Annotated in this window: 17 protein-coding genes; 6 read left to right on the top strand and 11 right to left on the bottom strand. The window is 63.7% G+C overall.

Features of this window, described 5'->3' with window-relative positions:
- Positions 1-77 precede the first annotated feature (77 nt).
- From EO094_RS10965 to EO094_RS10940, 6 genes are all read right to left on the bottom strand, one after another.
- Complete coding sequence (locus EO094_RS10965) at positions 78-731, bottom strand: hypothetical protein (RefSeq protein ID WP_128292337.1); 654 nt, start codon at positions 729-731, stop codon at positions 78-80.
- Positions 732-832: 101 nt separating this feature from the next.
- Positions 833-1318: a signal peptidase II gene (lspA, locus tag EO094_RS10960; protein ID WP_164879631.1), complete on the bottom strand. Its 486-nt coding sequence runs from the start codon at positions 1316-1318 to the stop codon at positions 833-835.
- 100 nt (positions 1319-1418) lie between these two features.
- Positions 1419-4337: an isoleucine--tRNA ligase gene (gene ileS / locus EO094_RS10955; protein WP_128292335.1), complete on the bottom strand. Its 2919-nt coding sequence runs from the start codon at positions 4335-4337 to the stop codon at positions 1419-1421.
- Positions 4338-4578: 241 nt separating this feature from the next.
- Entirely contained in the window at positions 4579-5439 is an 861-nt protein-coding gene (locus tag EO094_RS10950; RefSeq protein ID WP_164879630.1) for a DUF2066 domain-containing protein, read from the bottom strand.
- 116 nt (positions 5440-5555) lie between these two features.
- A complete protein-coding gene (locus EO094_RS10945) occupies positions 5556-6575 on the bottom strand; it encodes a bifunctional riboflavin kinase/FAD synthetase (protein WP_128292333.1) in 1020 nt (339 codons plus the stop codon).
- Positions 6576-6586: 11 nt separating this feature from the next.
- Positions 6587-7477: a TIGR01459 family HAD-type hydrolase gene (locus EO094_RS10940; protein WP_128292332.1), complete on the bottom strand. Its 891-nt coding sequence runs from the start codon at positions 7475-7477 to the stop codon at positions 6587-6589.
- Between the two features lie 249 nt (positions 7478-7726).
- Here EO094_RS10940 and EO094_RS10935 point away from each other — a divergent pair, with 249 nt between their 5' ends.
- The 4 genes from EO094_RS10935 to EO094_RS10920 all read left to right on the top strand — a co-directional run bounded on the left by EO094_RS10935 (position 7727) and on the right by EO094_RS10920 (position 11950).
- Entirely contained in the window at positions 7727-9187 is a 1461-nt protein-coding gene (locus EO094_RS10935; RefSeq protein WP_128292331.1) for a M16 family metallopeptidase, read from the top strand.
- Positions 9188-9228: 41 nt separating this feature from the next.
- Complete coding sequence (locus EO094_RS10930; protein WP_246008467.1) at positions 9229-10500, top strand: M16 family metallopeptidase; 1272 nt, start codon at positions 9229-9231, stop codon at positions 10498-10500.
- A 176-nt stretch (positions 10501-10676) separates the two neighbouring features.
- A complete protein-coding gene (locus tag EO094_RS10925) occupies positions 10677-11261 on the top strand; it encodes a hypothetical protein (protein WP_128292329.1) in 585 nt (194 codons plus the stop codon).
- Positions 11258-11950 carry an SDR family oxidoreductase gene (locus EO094_RS10920; protein ID WP_128292328.1) on the top strand — a complete coding sequence of 231 codons (693 nt, stop codon included), beginning with the start codon at positions 11258-11260 and terminating at the stop codon, positions 11948-11950. Before EO094_RS10925 ends, EO094_RS10920 begins: the two co-directional genes overlap by 4 nt.
- On the opposite strand, the gene EO094_RS10915 is transcribed toward EO094_RS10920, so the two are convergent.
- Entirely contained in the window at positions 11924-12322 is a 399-nt protein-coding gene (locus tag EO094_RS10915) for a DUF427 domain-containing protein (RefSeq protein WP_128292327.1), read from the bottom strand. The two genes, EO094_RS10920 and EO094_RS10915, sit on opposite strands and share 27 nt — an antisense overlap.
- A gap of 161 nt (positions 12323-12483) precedes the next feature.
- Positions 12484-13083 carry an NAD(P)H:quinone oxidoreductase gene (gene wrbA, locus EO094_RS10910; protein ID WP_128292326.1) on the bottom strand — a complete coding sequence of 200 codons (600 nt, stop codon included), beginning with the start codon at positions 13081-13083 and terminating at the stop codon, positions 12484-12486.
- Between the two features lie 306 nt (positions 13084-13389).
- Here wrbA and groES point away from each other — a divergent pair, with 306 nt between their 5' ends.
- Positions 13390-13701: a co-chaperone GroES gene (groES, locus tag EO094_RS10905; protein ID WP_092809112.1), complete on the top strand. Its 312-nt coding sequence runs from the start codon at positions 13390-13392 to the stop codon at positions 13699-13701.
- A gap of 53 nt (positions 13702-13754) precedes the next feature.
- Positions 13755-15401: a chaperonin GroEL gene (gene groL / locus EO094_RS10900; protein ID WP_128292325.1), complete on the top strand. Its 1647-nt coding sequence runs from the start codon at positions 13755-13757 to the stop codon at positions 15399-15401.
- Between the two features lie 120 nt (positions 15402-15521).
- On the opposite strand, the gene EO094_RS10895 is transcribed toward groL, so the two are convergent.
- From EO094_RS10895 to EO094_RS10885, 3 genes are all read right to left on the bottom strand, one after another.
- On the bottom strand, positions 15522-15896 hold the full coding sequence (locus tag EO094_RS10895) for a hypothetical protein (RefSeq protein WP_128292324.1): 375 nt from the start codon (positions 15894-15896) through the stop codon (positions 15522-15524).
- 69 nt (positions 15897-15965) lie between these two features.
- Entirely contained in the window at positions 15966-16715 is a 750-nt protein-coding gene (gene hisG / locus EO094_RS10890) for an ATP phosphoribosyltransferase (RefSeq protein WP_128292323.1), read from the bottom strand.
- A complete protein-coding gene (locus EO094_RS10885) occupies positions 16712-17815 on the bottom strand; it encodes an ATP phosphoribosyltransferase regulatory subunit (protein ID WP_128292322.1) in 1104 nt (367 codons plus the stop codon). Before EO094_RS10885 ends, hisG begins: the two co-directional genes overlap by 4 nt.
- Positions 17816-17870: the final 55 nt, after the last annotated feature.

Raw genomic sequence — 17870 nt, 5'->3', positions numbered from 1 at the left:
CTGTTTCCGCTTTCGAATCCAAAGCGAGTCTGACGAAGGCCGTCCGGTTTGAAAAGGCGGCTGAGGCCGGAATGGCGCTACTTGAACATCCGGGTGAAGAAGTTGCCCTTCTTCTTTCCGCCCGTCGCCTCCGGATCGACCGGGGCGGTCTCGGCGGGCTCGCGATAGGCCTCGGGCGGATCCGTCAGATAGCGCCGCTCGGTGATGCCGACGCCTTTGGCCTCGGCCATCTTTTCCTTGACGTCCTTGGCGGCCTGCCGGTTGCGAACGAGATCGTATTTGACGCCGATCTCGGCATCGTCTTCGCGCTCACCCGGCTGACGCTTGCGGGCCATCCCGCTCAACGGCTTCAGGCTCGACACATATTCCGGAGACATGTCGTCCCGGGCGATATTGTTGTCGGGATCGGCCGGGTTGAGGGCAACCGCGGAGGCATTGGGCTGCGGGCCCGTCGGCCAATTCGCTGTACGCACCCCGGCCTCGGGCTCGGGTGGCCGCAACTCGGCGCTCGGCGGCATGACGAGCGGCGAGCGCGGCCGATAATCGATCGGCTTCTTGTCCTTGCCGCCAAGGTTGCCGACGGCAGCCACTTCGGAAAAGATCGCCATTTCGGGCGCCTCGCCGGTGCCGTAGGTCCTGCCCGGACAGCCGCCCAGCAGCATCGCGCCCATTGCCAGGGCGATGGATGCCGGCACGAGCCGCTTTGCGGTTTCCGCCGCTGAATTCGCCATCAACTCTACCCCTTGCCCCATCGCTCGACAGGAATCTTTGCCGGCCAAGATGGACGCGGCTTATAGCATAAGGCCCCTATCCGTCGACAGGAGCCCGCCTTTCACGTTTGTTTGGCATTTTCAGGGCGCTCGGTCGCCCATGCGAGAAGCATGCCGATCACCCCCGCGACGATCCACACATCGGCGAGGTTGAAGACGTACCATTGAAAACTGCCGATATGGAACAGGAAGAAATCGGCCACCGCACCGAAGCGCAGGCGGTCGATGACGTTGCCGATCGCCCCACCGATGATGAGGCCCACGGAAATCGCGGACAGAAACCGATCGAGTTTCGTCAGCCAGTAGAAAAACACCGCCGCCCCGATCAATCCGACACCGACGAGCAGCCAGCGTCCGATGTCGCTTTCCTGCGTGAAGAGGCCGTAGCTGACGCCGCGGTTCCAGACGAGGATGAGATCGAGGAACGGCGTCAGCGCCACGCGCCCCTTCTCGGCAATCGCATAGGGCCCGAGCATGAAAGCCTTGTGCGCCTGATCGAGAATGGCCGCGAGCACGGCAACAAGAACGCCGAAGCGGAAGGGCGTCATGCGGCCTTCCTTCCAGCAACCGGGCCTTCGGCAACCGGGTTTTCGGCGGCGACCGGAACCCCAAGTCCCGTCGCCGCCAAAGTGATCGGCTGTGCCAGCGTCACGCGGCCTGTGCCTTTTCCCATTCGCGCATCGCGGCCGCATCGCGCGGCGTGATGTCGGGATATTCGGGATCGGCGCCGACCTCCGGCGTGATCTTCCAGGAGCGGGCGCATTTGCGCCCTTCCGCCTTCGCCGGGACGACGGCGACACCCGGGATATCGGCGAGCCGGAAGGCTTCCGCCGGCCCGTCTCCGAGTTCCAGGACGGCTCCCGAGGTGATGGCGATCTCGGCGAGATCGATCTCCTTCAAGATCGCAAGCAGCTCTTCGTCGGCGACATGGACGATCGGCGCCGCCTCCAGAGACGAGCCGATACGCTTCTCGCGCCGCTCCACTTCGAGCGCGCCCATGACGACGCGACGCACCGTCCAGATCCGCTCCCAGCGCTCTTCGAGCGCCTCGTTGCGCCATTGGGCCGGGATCTGCGGGAAGAGTTCGAGATGGACACAGGCATCCTCGCCGAAGCGGGCCATCCAGGCCTCCTCCGCCGTGAACGGCAGCAGCGGCGCCAGCCATTTGACGAGCGCATCGAAGAGCCGGTCGATGACCGTCAGCGCCGCGCGGCGGCGGAGTGACGACGCCGGATCGCAATAGAGCGCATCCTTGCGGATATCGAAATATTCCGACGACAGGTCGATGGTCATGAAGTTGAAGATGGCGAAGAAGGCGCGCTTGAAGTCGAAGACCTCGTAGGCGCTCGTCACCGTCTTCTCCAGACGCACGAGCTCCGACAGGATGAGCCGCTCCAGCTCCGGCATGTCGGCGGGTTCAACCCGCTCCTCCGGGCGGAAATGGGCGAGCGAGCCCAGCATCCAGCGGATGGTGTTGCGCAGCTTGCGGTAGGAATCGGCGTTCGTCTTCAGGATTTCCGGACCGATCCTCAAATCCTCCGAATAATCCGAGGAGACGACCCACAGGCGCAGAATGTCGGCGCCCGATTGCTCGATCACCTGCTGCGGCGTCACCTGATTGCCGAGAGACTTCGACATTTTGCGGCCGTCCTCGGCCATGACGAAGCCATGCGTCACCACGGCGTCGTAGGGCGCACGGCCATTGGTGCCGCAGCTCTCCAGGAGCGAGGAATGGAACCAGCCGCGATGCTGGTCGGAGCCTTCGAGATAGACATCTGCCGGCCATTTGAGATCCGCCCGCTTGCGCAGGACGAACGCATGGGTGGAGCCGGAATCGAACCACACGTCGAGGATGTCGTCGACCTTCTCCCAGGCCTCCGCATCCTCCACCAGGCCGTCGAGGAAGCGTGCTTTTGCGCCTTCCTTGAACCAGGCGTCGGCCCCTTCCTCGCGGAAGACGGAGACGATGCGGGCATCGACCTCGTCGTTGCGCAACAGGGCACCCGTCTCCTTGTTCACGAAGACGGCGATCGGCACGCCCCAGGCGCGCTGACGCGACAGGACCCAGTCCGGGCGATGCTCGATCATGCCCTTGAGGCGGTTCTTGCCGGCGGCCGGATAGAAGCGCGTCGCCTCGATCGCCTCGAGAGCGCGCGCACGCAACGTTTCGCTGCCTTCGATCGGCTCGTCCATATAGACGAACCATTGCGGCGTGTTGCGGAAGATGACCGGCTTCTTGGAGCGCCAGGAATGCGGATATTGGTGCTTCAGTCGGCCGCGGGCGAGAAGCCGCCCCGCCTTCACGAGTGCCTCGATGACAACCTTGTTGGCGTCGCCCTTCTTGCCCTTGTCGTCGATGACGCGCACGCCTTCGAAACCCGGCGCATCGGGTGTGAAGGCGCCGTTCTCGTCGACCGTATAGGGGATCGTGGTGTCGATGCCCTCGCGGCGGAGCTCGCTCGCCTTTTCCATCCACACGTCGAAGTCTTCGCGGCCGTGACCGGGGGCGGTGTGGACGAAGCCCGTACCCGTATCCTCCGTCACATGCTCGCCGGCCATCATCGGCACGTCGAACTGATAGCCGCCGAGGCCGGAATCGCGGAACGGATGGGCGCAGCGCGCGATCGACGCCGGGTCGACATCGCCGCGGCGCTCATAGGCCTCGACGCGCGCATTCTTGAAGACGTCGGCCGCCAGAACGTCGGCCAGCACCAGGCGGTCGCCGACCTTCGCCCAGTTCTCTTCCGGCGCCTGCGTCACCTCATAGAGGCCGTAAGAGATGCGCGGCGAATAGGCGACGGCACGGTTGCCGGGCATCGTCCAGGGCGTCGTCGTCCAGATGACGACGGAAGCGCCGGCAAGCGGCCCGTCCCCAAGCACTGGGAACTTCACCCAGATCGTGTCGGATTCGTAATCGTGATACTCGACCTCGGCCTCGGCGAGCGCCGTCTTCTCCACAACCGACCACATCACCGGCTTGGAGCCACGGTAAAGCTGACCGGAGCCGGCGAACTTCAGCAATTCCTCGGCGATGACCGCCTCGGCATCGAAGCTCATCGTCAGATACGGATCCTTGAAGTCGCCGATGACGCCGAGCCGCTGAAACTCCTCGGACTGGACGCCGACCCAGTGGGTGGCGAAGTCGCGGCACATCCGGCGCAATTCGACTTTGTCGACGGAATCCTTCGACTGGCCCTTGGCGCGCAGGTTTTCCTCGACCTTCCACTCGATCGGCAGGCCGTGGCAGTCCCAGCCGGGCACGTAATTGGCGTCGAAGCCCATCATCTGGCGCGAGCGCACGATGACGTCCTTCAGGATCTTGTTGAGACCCGTGCCGATATGGATGTTGCCGTTGGCGTAGGGAGGGCCGTCATGCAGGACGTATTTCTCCCGCCCCGAGGCCTCCTCGCGCTGGCGCTTATAGAGATCCATCTTCTCCCAGCGCGCGAGGATTTCCGGCTCCTTCTTGGGGAGGCCGGCGCGCATGGGGAAGTCGGTCTTCGGCAGAAACAGGGTCTTCGAATAATCTCGCTCCGCCTCGTTCGCGGCGGCTTTTTGGTCGCTCATCGTCATATCCTGAGCTCAGAATTCTATGAAAAAGCGCGTCGATCGAATGCGATCGCGGCCCGGCAATGCGCTTCCCGACCTCTCAGACAGAGGCCGGGCGGCTAATTCGCAGAAGGGCTATGATCTCGGCTCGCATGGGGCGGCTTGTAACCGAGAGCCGCGGCGATGAAAAGCCGCTGGCGCAGCCCGTGCGCGACAGTGGAAGAACGAGAGGCGGAGACGCTTGCGCCGGAGCGGGAGTTCACTTCCTTTCCAGGCCCGCCGCTTCATCGGCATGGCCGGACAGCATCGCGGCGGCTCCCGCCATGGCATTGCGAAACGCATCGTCGAAGCTCACGCCAGCGACCTGCCAGTCGGCCGTCGCGCCCTCGGCAGTTTGGAGATGCCACTTGGCCTTCCAGCCGAGCGCCGTCGCGTCCCAGGCGATCGACCCGCCAAGGGCGACCTCCGTCTCGAGCGCGCTCGCAAACGGGCGGAGATCTTCCATCTCGCCCTCCCCCGAAGGCACGGAGACAGCGTCCTTTTCCTCCAGGATGGATTGCGCGGGCAGAACGATCGCAAGCCCGTATTGGTGCGCCGCAGCTTCCAGCGCGTCCTTCTGATCGATGCCTCGCTTGCCGTCGCGCGTCAGAAGATACCGCCGGCCTTCGGTAAGAACCGCGACCAGAACAGCAAGCGTCGGCCGGTCAAGCCAGGCTTCATAGCCAAGGCCGTTGAGCGCGGCGTCGATCTTCGCCGCATCGAAGCTGACCGTGAGATCATAGGGGCGGTCGCGCGAGCCCTGCTCGTCGTGATGCGGGATTCCTTCCATGCGGTCGTGATAGCGGTAGGCACGGACGAAGGAGGGCGCTGTGGCGAGGAGTTCTGGAACGCGAGGATCGCCGCGCGCGATGGGCGCGCCGGAGACTTTGACGAGAACCTTCAGAAGGCACTCCTCGAACGCCGGAAGCCGCGTCTCCTCGCGCTCCCCGGTGACGATCGTTTGCGCCTCGTAGAGATCCGGATCGCTCGAGGGACCGGCGTCCGCGGGACCGGCGCCGACGGCCAGCGGAGCCAGAAGGAGCGAAGCGGTCACGAGGACCAAATGCCAGAAACGCATCATCAAACCTCCGCAGCGGCAGACATATGAGCGGTTCACCATAAGGACCGCCCAGCCGATTGCGAGGATTATGACGCGTCGAAGATACGCTGAAGGGAAACGTGCTCAGCGAATAGGGGTCAGGCGAGCCCGAGAGCTTCAGCTTCCCCCTCGATGCGCGGCCAGTCCGCGGCGATGCGGCGATCGAAATCAGCGAGGGGGTGGTTTGCCAAAATCCTGCGCGCGGTCGACGCGTCCTCGTTCATCTGCGCCACCAGAGCCTCGATGGAATCGAAGCGCTCCTCGGCGCGGATCCAATCGACGAGCGAGACGAGGCCCATCTCGCCATAGAGATCGCCTTCGAAATCGAACAGGAACGTCTCGAGCTTGGGGGCGCCGTCGTCGAAGGTCGGGCGGCGGCCGAAACTCGCGACGCCATCATGCACCCGACCGTCCGGCCGGGTGTAGCGCACCGCATAGATGCCCTGACGCAGATCGCAGGAGGTCGGCAGGACCATATTGGCTGTCGGAAAGCCCAGATCGCGGCCACGCCGGTCGCCGTGGACGACTTTCGCCGCCACCGACCAGGTCCAGCCCAGAAGCTGACGCGCCTCCTCGACCCGACCTTCCTCGAGAGCTGCGCGGATTCGGCTCGATGAGACGGCCCCTTCTTCATCGCCGTGCTTGTCGACGACGGTCACGCCGAAAGAGGAAAGCACACCCTGACGCTGCAGGAATTCCGGCGTGCCCTGGCGACGATGGCCGAAATGGAAATCATAGCCGGTGACGGCATGGCGCAGCTGAAGCTTCTCGATGAGGAAGCGACGCACGAAATCTTCCGCCGAGGTTTCGGCGAAGGCCGCATCGAAATGCGCGACGACGACACCGTTGAGGCCGAGGGCGGAGGCGACACTTGCCCGCATCACAGGCTCCGTCAGACGGAAGAGCGGCTTGTCGGGCGCGAAGAAGGAGCGCGGATGCGGCTCGAAGGTGAGAAGGATGCAGGGCGCGCCGAGATGCTCCGCTTCCGCCTGGGCGGCTGCGAGCACGGCCTGGTGACCGCGATGCATGCCGTCGAAATTGCCGATCGCGACGACGGCATTTCGCCATTCGTCTGGCAGGCAATCGAAGGTCGCAATGGAAACGGGCGAAGACGGCATCGGACGAGAGATCAGCGGAGAGGATCGGACGAAGTCGCGCCTGCACCGCCGGCGGACCAGACGAGGCGCGGCAGGAACGCCACGACATGGCGCTCTTCCTCGATGAGGCGGCTGCGCACCTTGTCGAGATCCGGCTTTTCGGGATGGCCGAATTCATGGGCATGAATGCCGGCCGTCACCATCAGGCAGTCGATGCCCGCCTGGTTGGCTCCGCGGATATCGGTGTTGAAGGCGTCGCCGATCGCCAGAACTTTTTCGCGGGACGGATGGCCGAGGGTCGCCAAGGCCGCATCGTACATCGGCGCAAAGGGCTTGCCGACGAGGATCACCTCGCAGCCGAGTTCTTCATAAAGCTCGGCGAGCGCACCGGCGCACCAGACGAGGGTGCCGCCGCGTTCAACAACGACGTCGGGATTGGCGCAGACCATCGGAATGCCACGCCCGGCAAGTCTTTCCAGGAGCGGGCGATAATCGTCGGGCGTTTCGACGTCGTCTTCCGACAGGCCCGTGCAGCTGATGGCGACCGCCTCGTCGGGGCCCACCAAGGTCACGTCGAGCCCGTCATAGAGCGACAGATCCCGGTCGGGACCGATATGGCAGATGCCGCCCTTCTTGGCGTATCCGGAGATCGCCTGGCGGGTCACGTCGCCGGAGGTGACGATCGCGTCATAGGCGTCATCGGGGCAGCCGAGCGCCAGAAGCTGCTCGCGGACCGGACCGTTCGGACGCGGCGCATTGGTGATGAGCGCCACGCGTCCGCCCTTCTCGCGGAAACGGCACAGCGCCTCCACGGCGCCGGGATGTGCGGCGACACCGTTATGGATGACGCCCCAGACGTCGCACAAGATCGCCTCGTAATCGCCGGCGATCTCAGCCAGACCTGATATCTCTTCCGCTTGCATGAGCCCATTTATGCTGGGACCGGAAAACCGGCACGAGCCGCGGGTAAAGGCTTGCGCGCAGAACGTCAATTGGCCGGTCCGCCAACATGTGGCCAACATGAAGAGATGTTCATTGGGCATCATCTCTGCCGCCCTATATGTGCGGCTATGTCCAGCACCTAAACCGCAGCCGGTTGCGAGAGACTCCAAATCGGAGACTTCACCTTGAAGCATTTCCCGTTCAAAGTGCCGACCCTAGTCGGAGCGTTCATGGTCAGCCTTATCCTTTCCCCAGCCCTCGATCGGGCCCCTGCTTATGCAGAAGATGCGACACCCGACGAGGTGCAGAGCACCCCACAAGTCGCACGCATCGCCCCCAATGCCGAACATTTCACGCTCAAGAACGGCATGGACGTGGTGGTCATTCCCGACAAGCGCGCCCCCGTCGTCACGCATATGGTCTGGTACCGCGTCGGTTCCGCCGACGAGCGGCCCGGTCAGTCGGGCAACGCGCATTTCCTCGAACACCTCATGTTCAAAGGAACGAAGAAGCACCCGGAGGGTGAGTTCTCCACCTATGTGTCGAAGATCGGCGGTGAGGAGAACGCCTTCACCAGCAACGATTACACCGCCTATTACCAGCGCGTCTCGAAGGACCACCTCAAGGACGTGATGGAGCTCGAAGCGGACCGGATGAGCAATCTCGTCCTCACCGACGAGGTCGTCGCACCGGAACGCGACGTCATCCTGGAAGAGCGGCGCATGCGGGTCGACAACGATCCTGGCTCTCTCATGAACGAAGCGCTCAACCGGATCTTCTATCTCAATCATCCCTATGGTCGGCCGACGATCGGCTGGGAGAACGAGATCAAGGCGCTCAACGCTAAGACCGCGCTCGATTTCTACCATGAGTTCTATACGCCTTCGAATGCGATCCTGGTCGTCGCCGGCGACGTCACGCCGGACGAGGTGAAGGAGCTCGCCGAGGAAACCTACGGTCAGATTGAATCAAAGCCCGACAGCGCGCGGCCCGCGCGTCCGGCCGAGCCGCCCTCGCCCGGTCCGCGCACCATCACCGTGCGCGACGAGAAGGTGCGCGAGCCCAATCTGATGCAGTTTTATGCCGTTCCCTCGGCTGTCACCGCCAAGCCCGGCGAGGCCGAAGCGCTTTCGGTTCTCGCCGACATTCTCGGCACCGGTGCGACGAGCCGTTTTTATGACGAGCTCGTGCGCGACAACGGACCCGCGACCTATGCCGGGGCCTATTACAGCCCCACGGCGGTCGACGATTCCCGCCTGATCGTCGTCGGCATCCCGCGCGACGGTGTCGATCTGGAGACGCTGCAGGCCGATATGGAGGCCTCCATCCGCAAGCTCGCCGAAGAAGGCGTCAGCGATGAGGAATTGACACGGGCGAAGAACTCCGTCGTCGCCGATGCCGTCTATTCGCAGGACAGCCAGCAATCGCTCGCCCGCATCGTCGGTTCGGCACTCGCGGTCGGTCGCACGCTTGAAGACGTTCAGACCTGGCCGGCGCGCATCCAGAAAGTGACGGCAAAGGACGTGCAGGAGGTGGCGCAGCGCTATCTCGATCCCGAGAAAGCCGCGACCGGCTATCTCAAACCGGCCCTCGACCATCAGGCCGACATGTCTGAGGCTCCCGGCAACATGCCCGCCGCCTCACCCGCGCCGGAGACCGCCGATCCGGCCGCAGCGATGGAGCAGAACTGATGCTGCGCACCCTCTCGCTTGCCTTATCCTTCGGAGCCATAATGAGCCTTGCCGTTGCCATGCCGAGCCGCGCCCGCGCGATCGAAATCCAGGAAGTGACCTCGCCCAAGGGGATCACGGCCTGGCTCGTCGAAGATGACACGGTGCCGATCGTGAACATGCAATTCGCCTTCCGCGGCGGCTCGGTGCAGGACCCGGAGAACAAATCCGGTCTCGCCAATCTCGCCTCGGGGCTTCTCGACGAAGGCGCGGGCGACCTCGATTCCAAGGCGTTCCAGACGCGCCTCGACAATCTCAACATCAAGCTCTCCTTCGACACCGGCCGCGACGCTTTTTACGGGAGTATGAAGACGCTTGCCGCCAATGCCGACGAGGCTTTCAATCTGACGAAACTCGCCTTGACCGAGCCGCGCTTCGACGACGAGCCGGTCGCCCGCATCAAAGCGCAGATCCTGTCGAAGCTCAGAAGCGACGAGACCGATCCGAATGAGCTCGCCCGTCGCGCCTGGGCGAAGACCTTGTTCGGCGACCATCCCTATGCCCGCACCGGCGATGGGACGGAGGAAAGCGTGGAAGAGCTGACTGGGGCCGACCTCAAGGGCTTCGCCGACAGAAACCTCGCGCGTGATAACCTCGTCGTCGCCGTCGTGGGCGCGATCGATGCGGAAACGCTGAAAGGCCGGCTCGACGAAGTCTTCGGCGATCTGCCGGAGAAAGCCGACCTCAAGCCGATCGCCGACGTCACTGCGGCCGCAGGCAAGACGGCGCATGTCGATCTTCCCGTGCCGCAGACCTCCATCCGCCTCGGCGGCCCCGGCATCAAGCGCGACGATCCGGATTTCATCCCGGCCTATATCGCCGACCACATCCTCGGCGGCGGGACCTTCTCCTCCAGGTTTTACCGCGAAATCCGCGAGGAGCGCGGACTGGCCTATTCGGTCGGAACGAGCCTCGTGCCCTTCGATCATGCGGGCGTCTGGGTGGGAGCTGCCGCGACCCGCGCCGATGCCGCCCAGGAGGCCGTCGATTTGATGGTGAAGGAAGTCAAAGACATGGCGGAGAACGGGCCGACGGACGAGGAGCTCGCCGATGCGAAGTCCTACCTCACCGGCAATTACGCCCTGCGCTTTGATTCCTCCGGCAAGATCGCCAAGCAGCTTCTCGCCATCCAGCTCGACCATCTCGGCATCGATTACGTCGACAAGCGCAACGAGCTCATCAATGCCGTGACGCGCGAGGACGTGCAGCGCGCAGCCAAGCGGGTCTATGGCGAGCCTCCTTCGGTGATCACCGTCGGACCGGCAGCGAGCTGATACTCCTTTCATAACCTCCGCCGGGGCGATCTGGCTTCGCCCCGGCCTCTCCTCCTCCGCCTTTCACCCGCGCCACTCCCCTCCCTTGCCCTGCAAGAGCCCCTCTGCGAATTTCAGCCTCGCAGAGAAAAGGGGGCGTCATGTCTTGGAGAGAGCTCCGTCACAGGGCGGGCTTGATGCTGCTGGCCGCAGCCGTATTTGTGGGAGCGGCCCAGAATGCGGCGCTGGCGCAGGACCCGCGTCTCACCGCTCTCGGCGAGAAAGCCGCCGCAGCGCTTGAAAAGGGCGAGACAGTTGCCGCGCTCGATCTGCTCGAGGAGGCCTCAGACATCGTCTGGCGCGAGGGGCCGCTCGCCTTCCGCAAGGCGCTTGCGGTGAGCTCTGCCGAAGGCTTCGGCGATTATATTCCCCGTCCCGACGACCGCTACCGGCCCGGCGAGACGATGCGCGTCTATGCCGAACCGGTTGCCTTCAGCTACGTGCCGCAGGACGGCGCGTATCGGGTGGCGCTCGATGTCGATCTCACGATCAGCAATCTGACGGGACAGGTGATCGCCGAAGGCTCGAAGGTGTTTGCGGTCAAAACTACCGTGAAGGCGCCGAAGCGCGACTTCAACGTCGTTCTGTCCTGCCCCGTCCCTGCGCTACAGCCCGGCAACTATCGGGCCGAGTTCACGTTTCACGACACGGAGAAGGCCAAGACGGCGGGGTTTTCTATCCCGCTCGAAATCATCGAAACCGACCAGGAGACCCCGCAATGACACCGAAAACAGCGCTCATCGTCGGTGCAGGCCCTGGATTGTCGGCGGCGGTCGCGCGCCGTCTTGCCGAACGCGGCACCAGGATCGCCCTCGCCTCGCGCTCGATGGCGAGCCATGAGGATCTCGCGAAGGAGCTCGACGCACGCGCCTATCGCTGCGACGTCGCCGAGGAAGACCAGGTGGCGGACCTCTTTCAGGCGGTCGAGCGGGATCTCGCGGCGCCCGATTTCGTGCTCTTCAATCCGAGCTATCGCAGCAAGGGGCCGCTCGTCGAGCTCAGGCCTCAGGACGTCGAGACCTCGCTCAAGGTAACGGCTTATGGCGGCTTCCTCGTCGCGCAGCAGGCGGCGAAGCGGATGATCGAGGCCGGCGGCGGCGCCATTTTCTTCACGGGCGCTTCGGCCAGCGTCAAGGGCTTCGCCCAATCGGCGCCCTTCGCCATGGGCAAATTTGCCCTCCGAGGCCTTGCGCAATCCATCGCCCGCGAATTGCAGCCGCAGAACATTCATGTGGCGCATTTCATCATCGACGGCGCCATCCGCACGCCGGGCCGCAGCGAACCCGCAGACAAGCCGCAATCGCTCCTCGATCCGGATGCGATCGCCCGCGCCTATCTCGGCGTCCTCGACCAGGAACGCTCCGCATGGAGCTTCGAGGTGGAGCTACGGCCCTGGCTTGAGAGCTTCTGAATCCGGCTCTCCCGCAGAGGATTCGCTCAGCTCGATTTCGACCTTCTTGGGATCGAAAGCGAGATAATGCGCAATGCGTGAGATGGCGGGATAGGCATTCTCGTAAGACCAGGCGATATCCGGCACGACCATTTTTTCCGTCATGAGCGAGTAATAGCTCGCAGCACCCTTATACGGACAAGTCGTGAGTCTTTCCGAACGCTGCATATGGGTCATGCGGACATTGTGGCGTGGAATATAGATGACGTCCGGGCGGCCCGCCTCAGACGCGACAACTGCCCGGGACGAGCGCGCCAGCAGCAGATCACCGAGGCGAACCCTCACGAGGCCAGAATAGATCGTGAAGACGATCGGATGCTCTTTTTGCGGCATCGGTGTTCCCCCGAGCCGGCTCGTAATCCGTTCAACCGCACAAATTCAAGTAGAATCTTATTCAATTCTGTTTTGATCGAGAAAAATGGCGGGCGATGCACCATTCACCGCCCGCCAAGAGTCGTAAGTTTAGAGTTAGTCCAGAAGCTGAACTCAGGACATTACGCGGAAAGCTTGGTTGCGATCTCGGCCACGTGACGGCCCTGGAAGCGCGCACCTTCCAGCTCGTTGGCGCTCGGCTGACGCGAACCGTCCGCATCGGACAAGGTCGAGGCGCCATAGGGCGAACCGCCGGTGATCTCGTCCATCTTCGTCAGGCCCTGGAACGAATAAGGCAGGCCGACGATGACGAAGCCCTGGTGCAGCAGCATCACCTGCGTGGAGGTGATGGTCGTCTCCTGGCCGCCATGCTGGGTGCCCGTAGACGTAAAGACGGCGCCGACCTTGCCGACGAGCGCACCCGACGCCCACAAGGCGCCGGTCTGGTCCCAGAAATTTTTCATCTGCGAACACATGACACCGTAACGCGTCGGCGTACCGACGATGACCGCGTCGTAGTCTGTGAGTTCGCCGGGTTCGGCGATCGGGTATGGCTGATCCAGAAGATAACCGGACTTTTCCGCGATCTCCTGCGGCACGAGCTCGGGCACACGCTTGACGGTCACGTTGGCGCCGGCGCTCGTGGCGCCCTCGGCAACCGCCTCGGCCATCTGCATCACGTGGCCCCAGCTCGAATAATAAAGCACGAGAATCTTCGCCATATCTCAATCTCCGTTTGGCAATTGCACGGTAGGCCCCTAACTAGGGGGCGACGCTCCTTTCGCCAGACACGATTTCTGGCCCGCATAGCGCCTCTGCGTCGCGCGCGATCTGGCCCACATCCGCACCGGATGTGCGCCGGATTTGAGGCAAAAGGCTTTCGCACTTCGATGCGTTCTCGCCAGTTGACAAGCCCGAGGCCAGCACCTATCTCCCGCTCGCTTAGCACTCACTCGTAGAGAGTGCTAACAACAGCAAATCCCCTCATTGGGCGCAGCGCGCCCGCATAAAGGACGCGAGGAAGAAACATGAAGTTCCGCCCTCTGCATGACCGTGTTGTGGTCCGCCGGCTTGAGTCTGAAGAAAAGACCAAGGGTGGCATCATCATTCCGGACACCGCCAAGGAAAAGCCGCAGGAAGGCGAAGTCATCGCCGTCGGCCCTGGCGCGCGTGACGATAACGGCCAGGTGCAGGCCCTCGACGTGAAGGTCGGCGACCGGATCCTGTTCGGTAAGTGGTCCGGCACGGAAGTCAAAATCGATGGCGAAGATCTCCTCATCATGAAGGAGTCCGACATTATGGGCGTCATCGACAGCGAGAGTGTGGCGCAGGCGGCCTAATCGCCGATCGCGCTTTCTAATTTCCCGCAATTCAAAAAACAGAGGTTCGCAATATGGCAGCCAAGGACGTGAAATTCTCCGCTGATGCGCGTGAGAAAATGCTGCGTGGCGTCGATATTCTCGCCAACGCCGTGCGCGTAACGCTCGGCCCGAAGGGCCGCAATGTGGTGATCGAGAAGTCGTTCGGCGCTCCGCGCATCACCAAGGACGGCGTTACCGTCGCCAAGGAAATCGAGCTTGACGACAAGTTCGAGAACATGGGCGCGCAGATGGTGCGCGAAGTCGCTTCGAAGACGAACGACATCGCCGGTGACGGCACCACGACCGCGACCGTTCTCGCCCAGTCCATCGTCAAGGAAGGCGCCAAGTCGGTTGCCGCCGGCATGAACCCGATGGACCTGAAGCGCGGCATCGACATGGCCGTCGCCGCGGTCATCAAGGATCTCGAGAGCCGCTCCAAGACGATCGACACGTCTGCGGAAGTCGCTCAGGTCGGCACGATCTCGGCCAATGGCGACAAGGAAGTCGGCCAGATGATCGCCGAGGCGATGCAGAAGGTCGGCAACGAGGGTGTCATCACGGTCGAAGAGGCGAAGAGCCTCGAGACCGAGCTCGAAGTCGTCGAAGGCATGCAGTTCGACCGCGGCTATCTCTCGCCGTACTTCATCACCAACCCCGAGAAGATGGTCACCGAGCTTGAGGATCCGTACATCCTCCTGCACGAGAAGAAGCTCTCGAACCTGCAGGCAATGCTGCCGGTCCTCGAGGCCGTGGTTCAGTCTTCCCGTCCGCTCCTGATCATCGCTGAAGACGTCGAAGGCGAGGCTCTTGCCACGCTCGTCGTCAACAAGCTGCGCGGCGGCCTCAAGGTCGCGGCCGTCAAGGCGCCTGGCTTCGGCGATCGCCGCAAGGCCATGCTGCAGGACATCGCGACGCTCACGGGCGGCACGGTCATCTCTGAAGATCTCGGCATCAAGCTTGAGAACATCACCCTCAACGAGCTCGGCACCGCCAAGAAGGTGACGATCACGAAGGAAGAGACCACGATCGTCGACGGTGCTGGCGACAAGGCCGACATCGAAGCTCGCGTTTCCCAGATCAAGGCGCAGGTCGAGGAGACCACCTCCGATTACGACCGTGAGAAGCTGCAGGAACGCCTGGCGAAGCTCGCCGGCGGTGTTGCGGTCATTCGCGTCGGCGGTGCGACCGAGACCGAGGTGAAGGAGAAGAAGGACCGCGTCGACGACGCCCTCAACGCCACCCGTGCGGCGGTTGAAGAAGGCATCGTTCCGGGCGGCGGCGTCGCTCTCCTGCACGCCAAGCAGGCCGTCACCGGCCTCAGCTCCGACAATCCGGACGTCCAGGCCGGCATCAAGATCATCCTCAAGGCTCTTGAGGCTCCGATCCGCCAGATCGCCTCGAACGCCGGTGTCGATGCTTCCGTGGTCGTTGGCCGCATTCTCGACAAGGGTGAGGCCGATTGGGGCTTCGATGCCCAGATGGAAGAGTACAAGAACCTCGTCCAGGCCGGCATCATCGACCCGACCAAGGTCGTTCGCACCGCTCTCCAGGACGCGGCGTCGATCGGCGGCCTTCTGGTCACCACCGAGGCCATGATCGCCGAGCTTCCGAAGAAGGAAGGCGCTGCTCCGGCCATGCCGGGCGGCGGTATGGGCGGCATGGGCGGCATGGACTTCTAAGGTCCACGACCCTCGCTTTTCGGAAAGGGCGGCTTCGGCCGCCCTTTCTTTTTGCCTGAAAGAAAGCCATCGTTTCGCACTCGGCCTTTCAGCGGAAGGCCGCTCGCCAAAAACATCGGCTCAAAGCCCCGGGCGCAAGCTCACGTCTGAGGGAAGCGGATTGCCCGCCGGCTCCGGCATCCGCTCGCGCGGCGCGACCTCTGGCGCAACCCGGCGTGCCTCCGCATCACCCGAGCGGAAAGGCCTGGAGACGACTGCGCGAGGCACGGAGACAGAGATGTCGCCATTCGGCCGGGGCCTCTCGGACGCCCCTGGAAAGCTCGCGGTCGCCGCATCGATCTTGCGAAACGTTTCCATGGCGTCGGATTTGAACAGGACGTAGAGGCCGGAGATCAGACCGAGGGAACAGGCGATGGCAATCGCGCCCATCACCTTGCCTTGCAGCGCGACCGCGCGTGTGCGCCGGTCGTCGGCGTCTTCGGCCTTGGCAGCCATGATCGCGGGCCCGCCCGATCTTCGAGAGTGAAACCGGATGAACTCTAAAGAAGACGCGTTCCCAAAGGGTTACCGGCTTCCGGCGGCCTCACCGACCTCGGCGGCAGGATTGCGCTCAAGCTCTTGCGCAACGGCATCGACCAGTTTCTCGGCCACATGGCGTGTCGCATCCGACCAGGGCGCCCGGCGCGACATGACGAGGCACGCCTCCGAGCGCAGGATGACGCCGTCGTCCAAGATCTTCAGGTGGTTCGCCTTCAAGGTCGATCCGGTCGAGGTGATGTCGACGATGACATCCGCCATGCCGCCGGCGGGCGCGCCTTCGGTGGCCCCGAGGCTTTCAACGATCCGGTAGAGCGCAATGCCGTGGCTTTCCAGAAAGCGCTGAGTCAGGTTCCAGTATTTGGTGGCGATACGCAGACGCCTTCCATGGCGCTGTAGAAAGCCCGCCGCCACATCGTCGAGATCTTCCATCGTGGCGACGTCGATCCACAATTCCGGCACGGCGATGACGACATCCGCATGGCCGAAGCCGAGCGGCAGAATGCGGCCGATCTTCTCCTGCCAGGCCGGCACCGTCTCCTGAATGAGATCGAGCCCGGTGACGCCGACATGGACGCGGCCGAGCCCGAGCTCGCGCGAAATCTCCGATGCCGACAGAAAGGCGATCTCGATTTCCGGACAGCCTTCGACCTCGCCACGGTAACGCCGCGCCCCGCCGATGCGCGCGACCTTGTAGCCGGCCGCCGCCAGACGTCGCTCCGTCTCCTCCATCAGCCGGCCCTTGGAGGGGATCGCCAGAGTGATGGTCTCGCTCACGACACTTCTCCGAGTGCGCCAGCGAAGGTTCTCGCCTCGCCGAGATCGATGGTGAATCCGGCGGCCGGGATCGGCCGGTCGGCGCCGAGCATTTCCAGAAGCCGGTCGTAGCGTCCACCGCCGGCGGCCGTGCGTCCCGTCGCGGCATCGCGGATCTCGAAGACGAGGCCGGTGTAATAATCGAGCGCGCGGCCGAAGCCTGCTTCGAAGACGACTTCGAGGCCCGAGCTGCGGCGCTCGAGCTTCTGCATGCGCCGTTCGAGACGTGCCCCCGGCTCTTTAAGATCGATGCCGAAACGTAGGCCGAATTCGGCGAGACGCTCGGGCAAATCCTGCGGCGTGGCCTCGATCGCCAGGAACGCCTTCAGGACCGCCACTTTTTCTGGCGCGATCTCGGTCTCGTAGAGGGCGCGCTGTTCAAGAAAGCGCGCGGCGATCTCTTCCGGCGCCCGGCTCGCATAAGCCTGATAGCCCTGCGCCTCGAAACGCTCGGCAAGAAGCGTCGTCAACGCCTCCTCGTCCTGATCGCCGGCAGCCTTCTCCAGGTCCGGTTCGAGCCTTGAAGGCACACTCGCCGAAGCTGTCTCTTCGAAACGCGCAATCAGCGCCTCGATACGGCGATCGGCACCGAAGGCGCGCCGGAAACGCTGGCGCCAGGCCTGCGGCAATTCAAGGGCGGCGAGAAGTGCCGTGAAGAGGCCGATATCGCCGATCCTGAGGCGCATCCCGGCAAGACCCGTGCGCCTGACCCCTTCGACGGCAAGCGCCAGAAGCTCGGCATCGACATTGGCGCGCTCCGCCTCGCCGATCACCTCAAACCCCGTCTCGGCGCGTTCCGCCGAACCGCGGTCGTGGCGGCGGAAGACGACACCTTCATAGAAATAGCGCCCCGCCTCAACGCCGGAGCGCAGATGATGCAGGCAGACGGGGATGGTGAAATCCGGACGCAGAGCCAGGCGCTCGCCGCTCGGCCCTTCCGTCACGAACATGCGCCGGCGAATGTCCTCGCCCGCCGTCTCCAGAAACGGATCGGCGGCATGCAGCACCGGCAGGTCGAGCAGGCGTCCGCCCGCCCCTTCGAAAAGCGGCCGCAAGCTCATAGGGAGGCACTCATAAGGAGAGGCTCATCGGCTTAAACTCCCCGCGCCTTTCCCT

It is taken from the genome of Afifella aestuarii, from assembly GCF_004023665.1.
In the GTDB taxonomy this organism is placed as follows: domain Bacteria; phylum Pseudomonadota; class Alphaproteobacteria; order Rhizobiales; family Afifellaceae; genus Afifella; species Afifella aestuarii.
The sequence above is the reverse complement of the archived record's forward strand: the minus strand, read 5'-3'. Positions and strand labels throughout refer to the sequence as shown.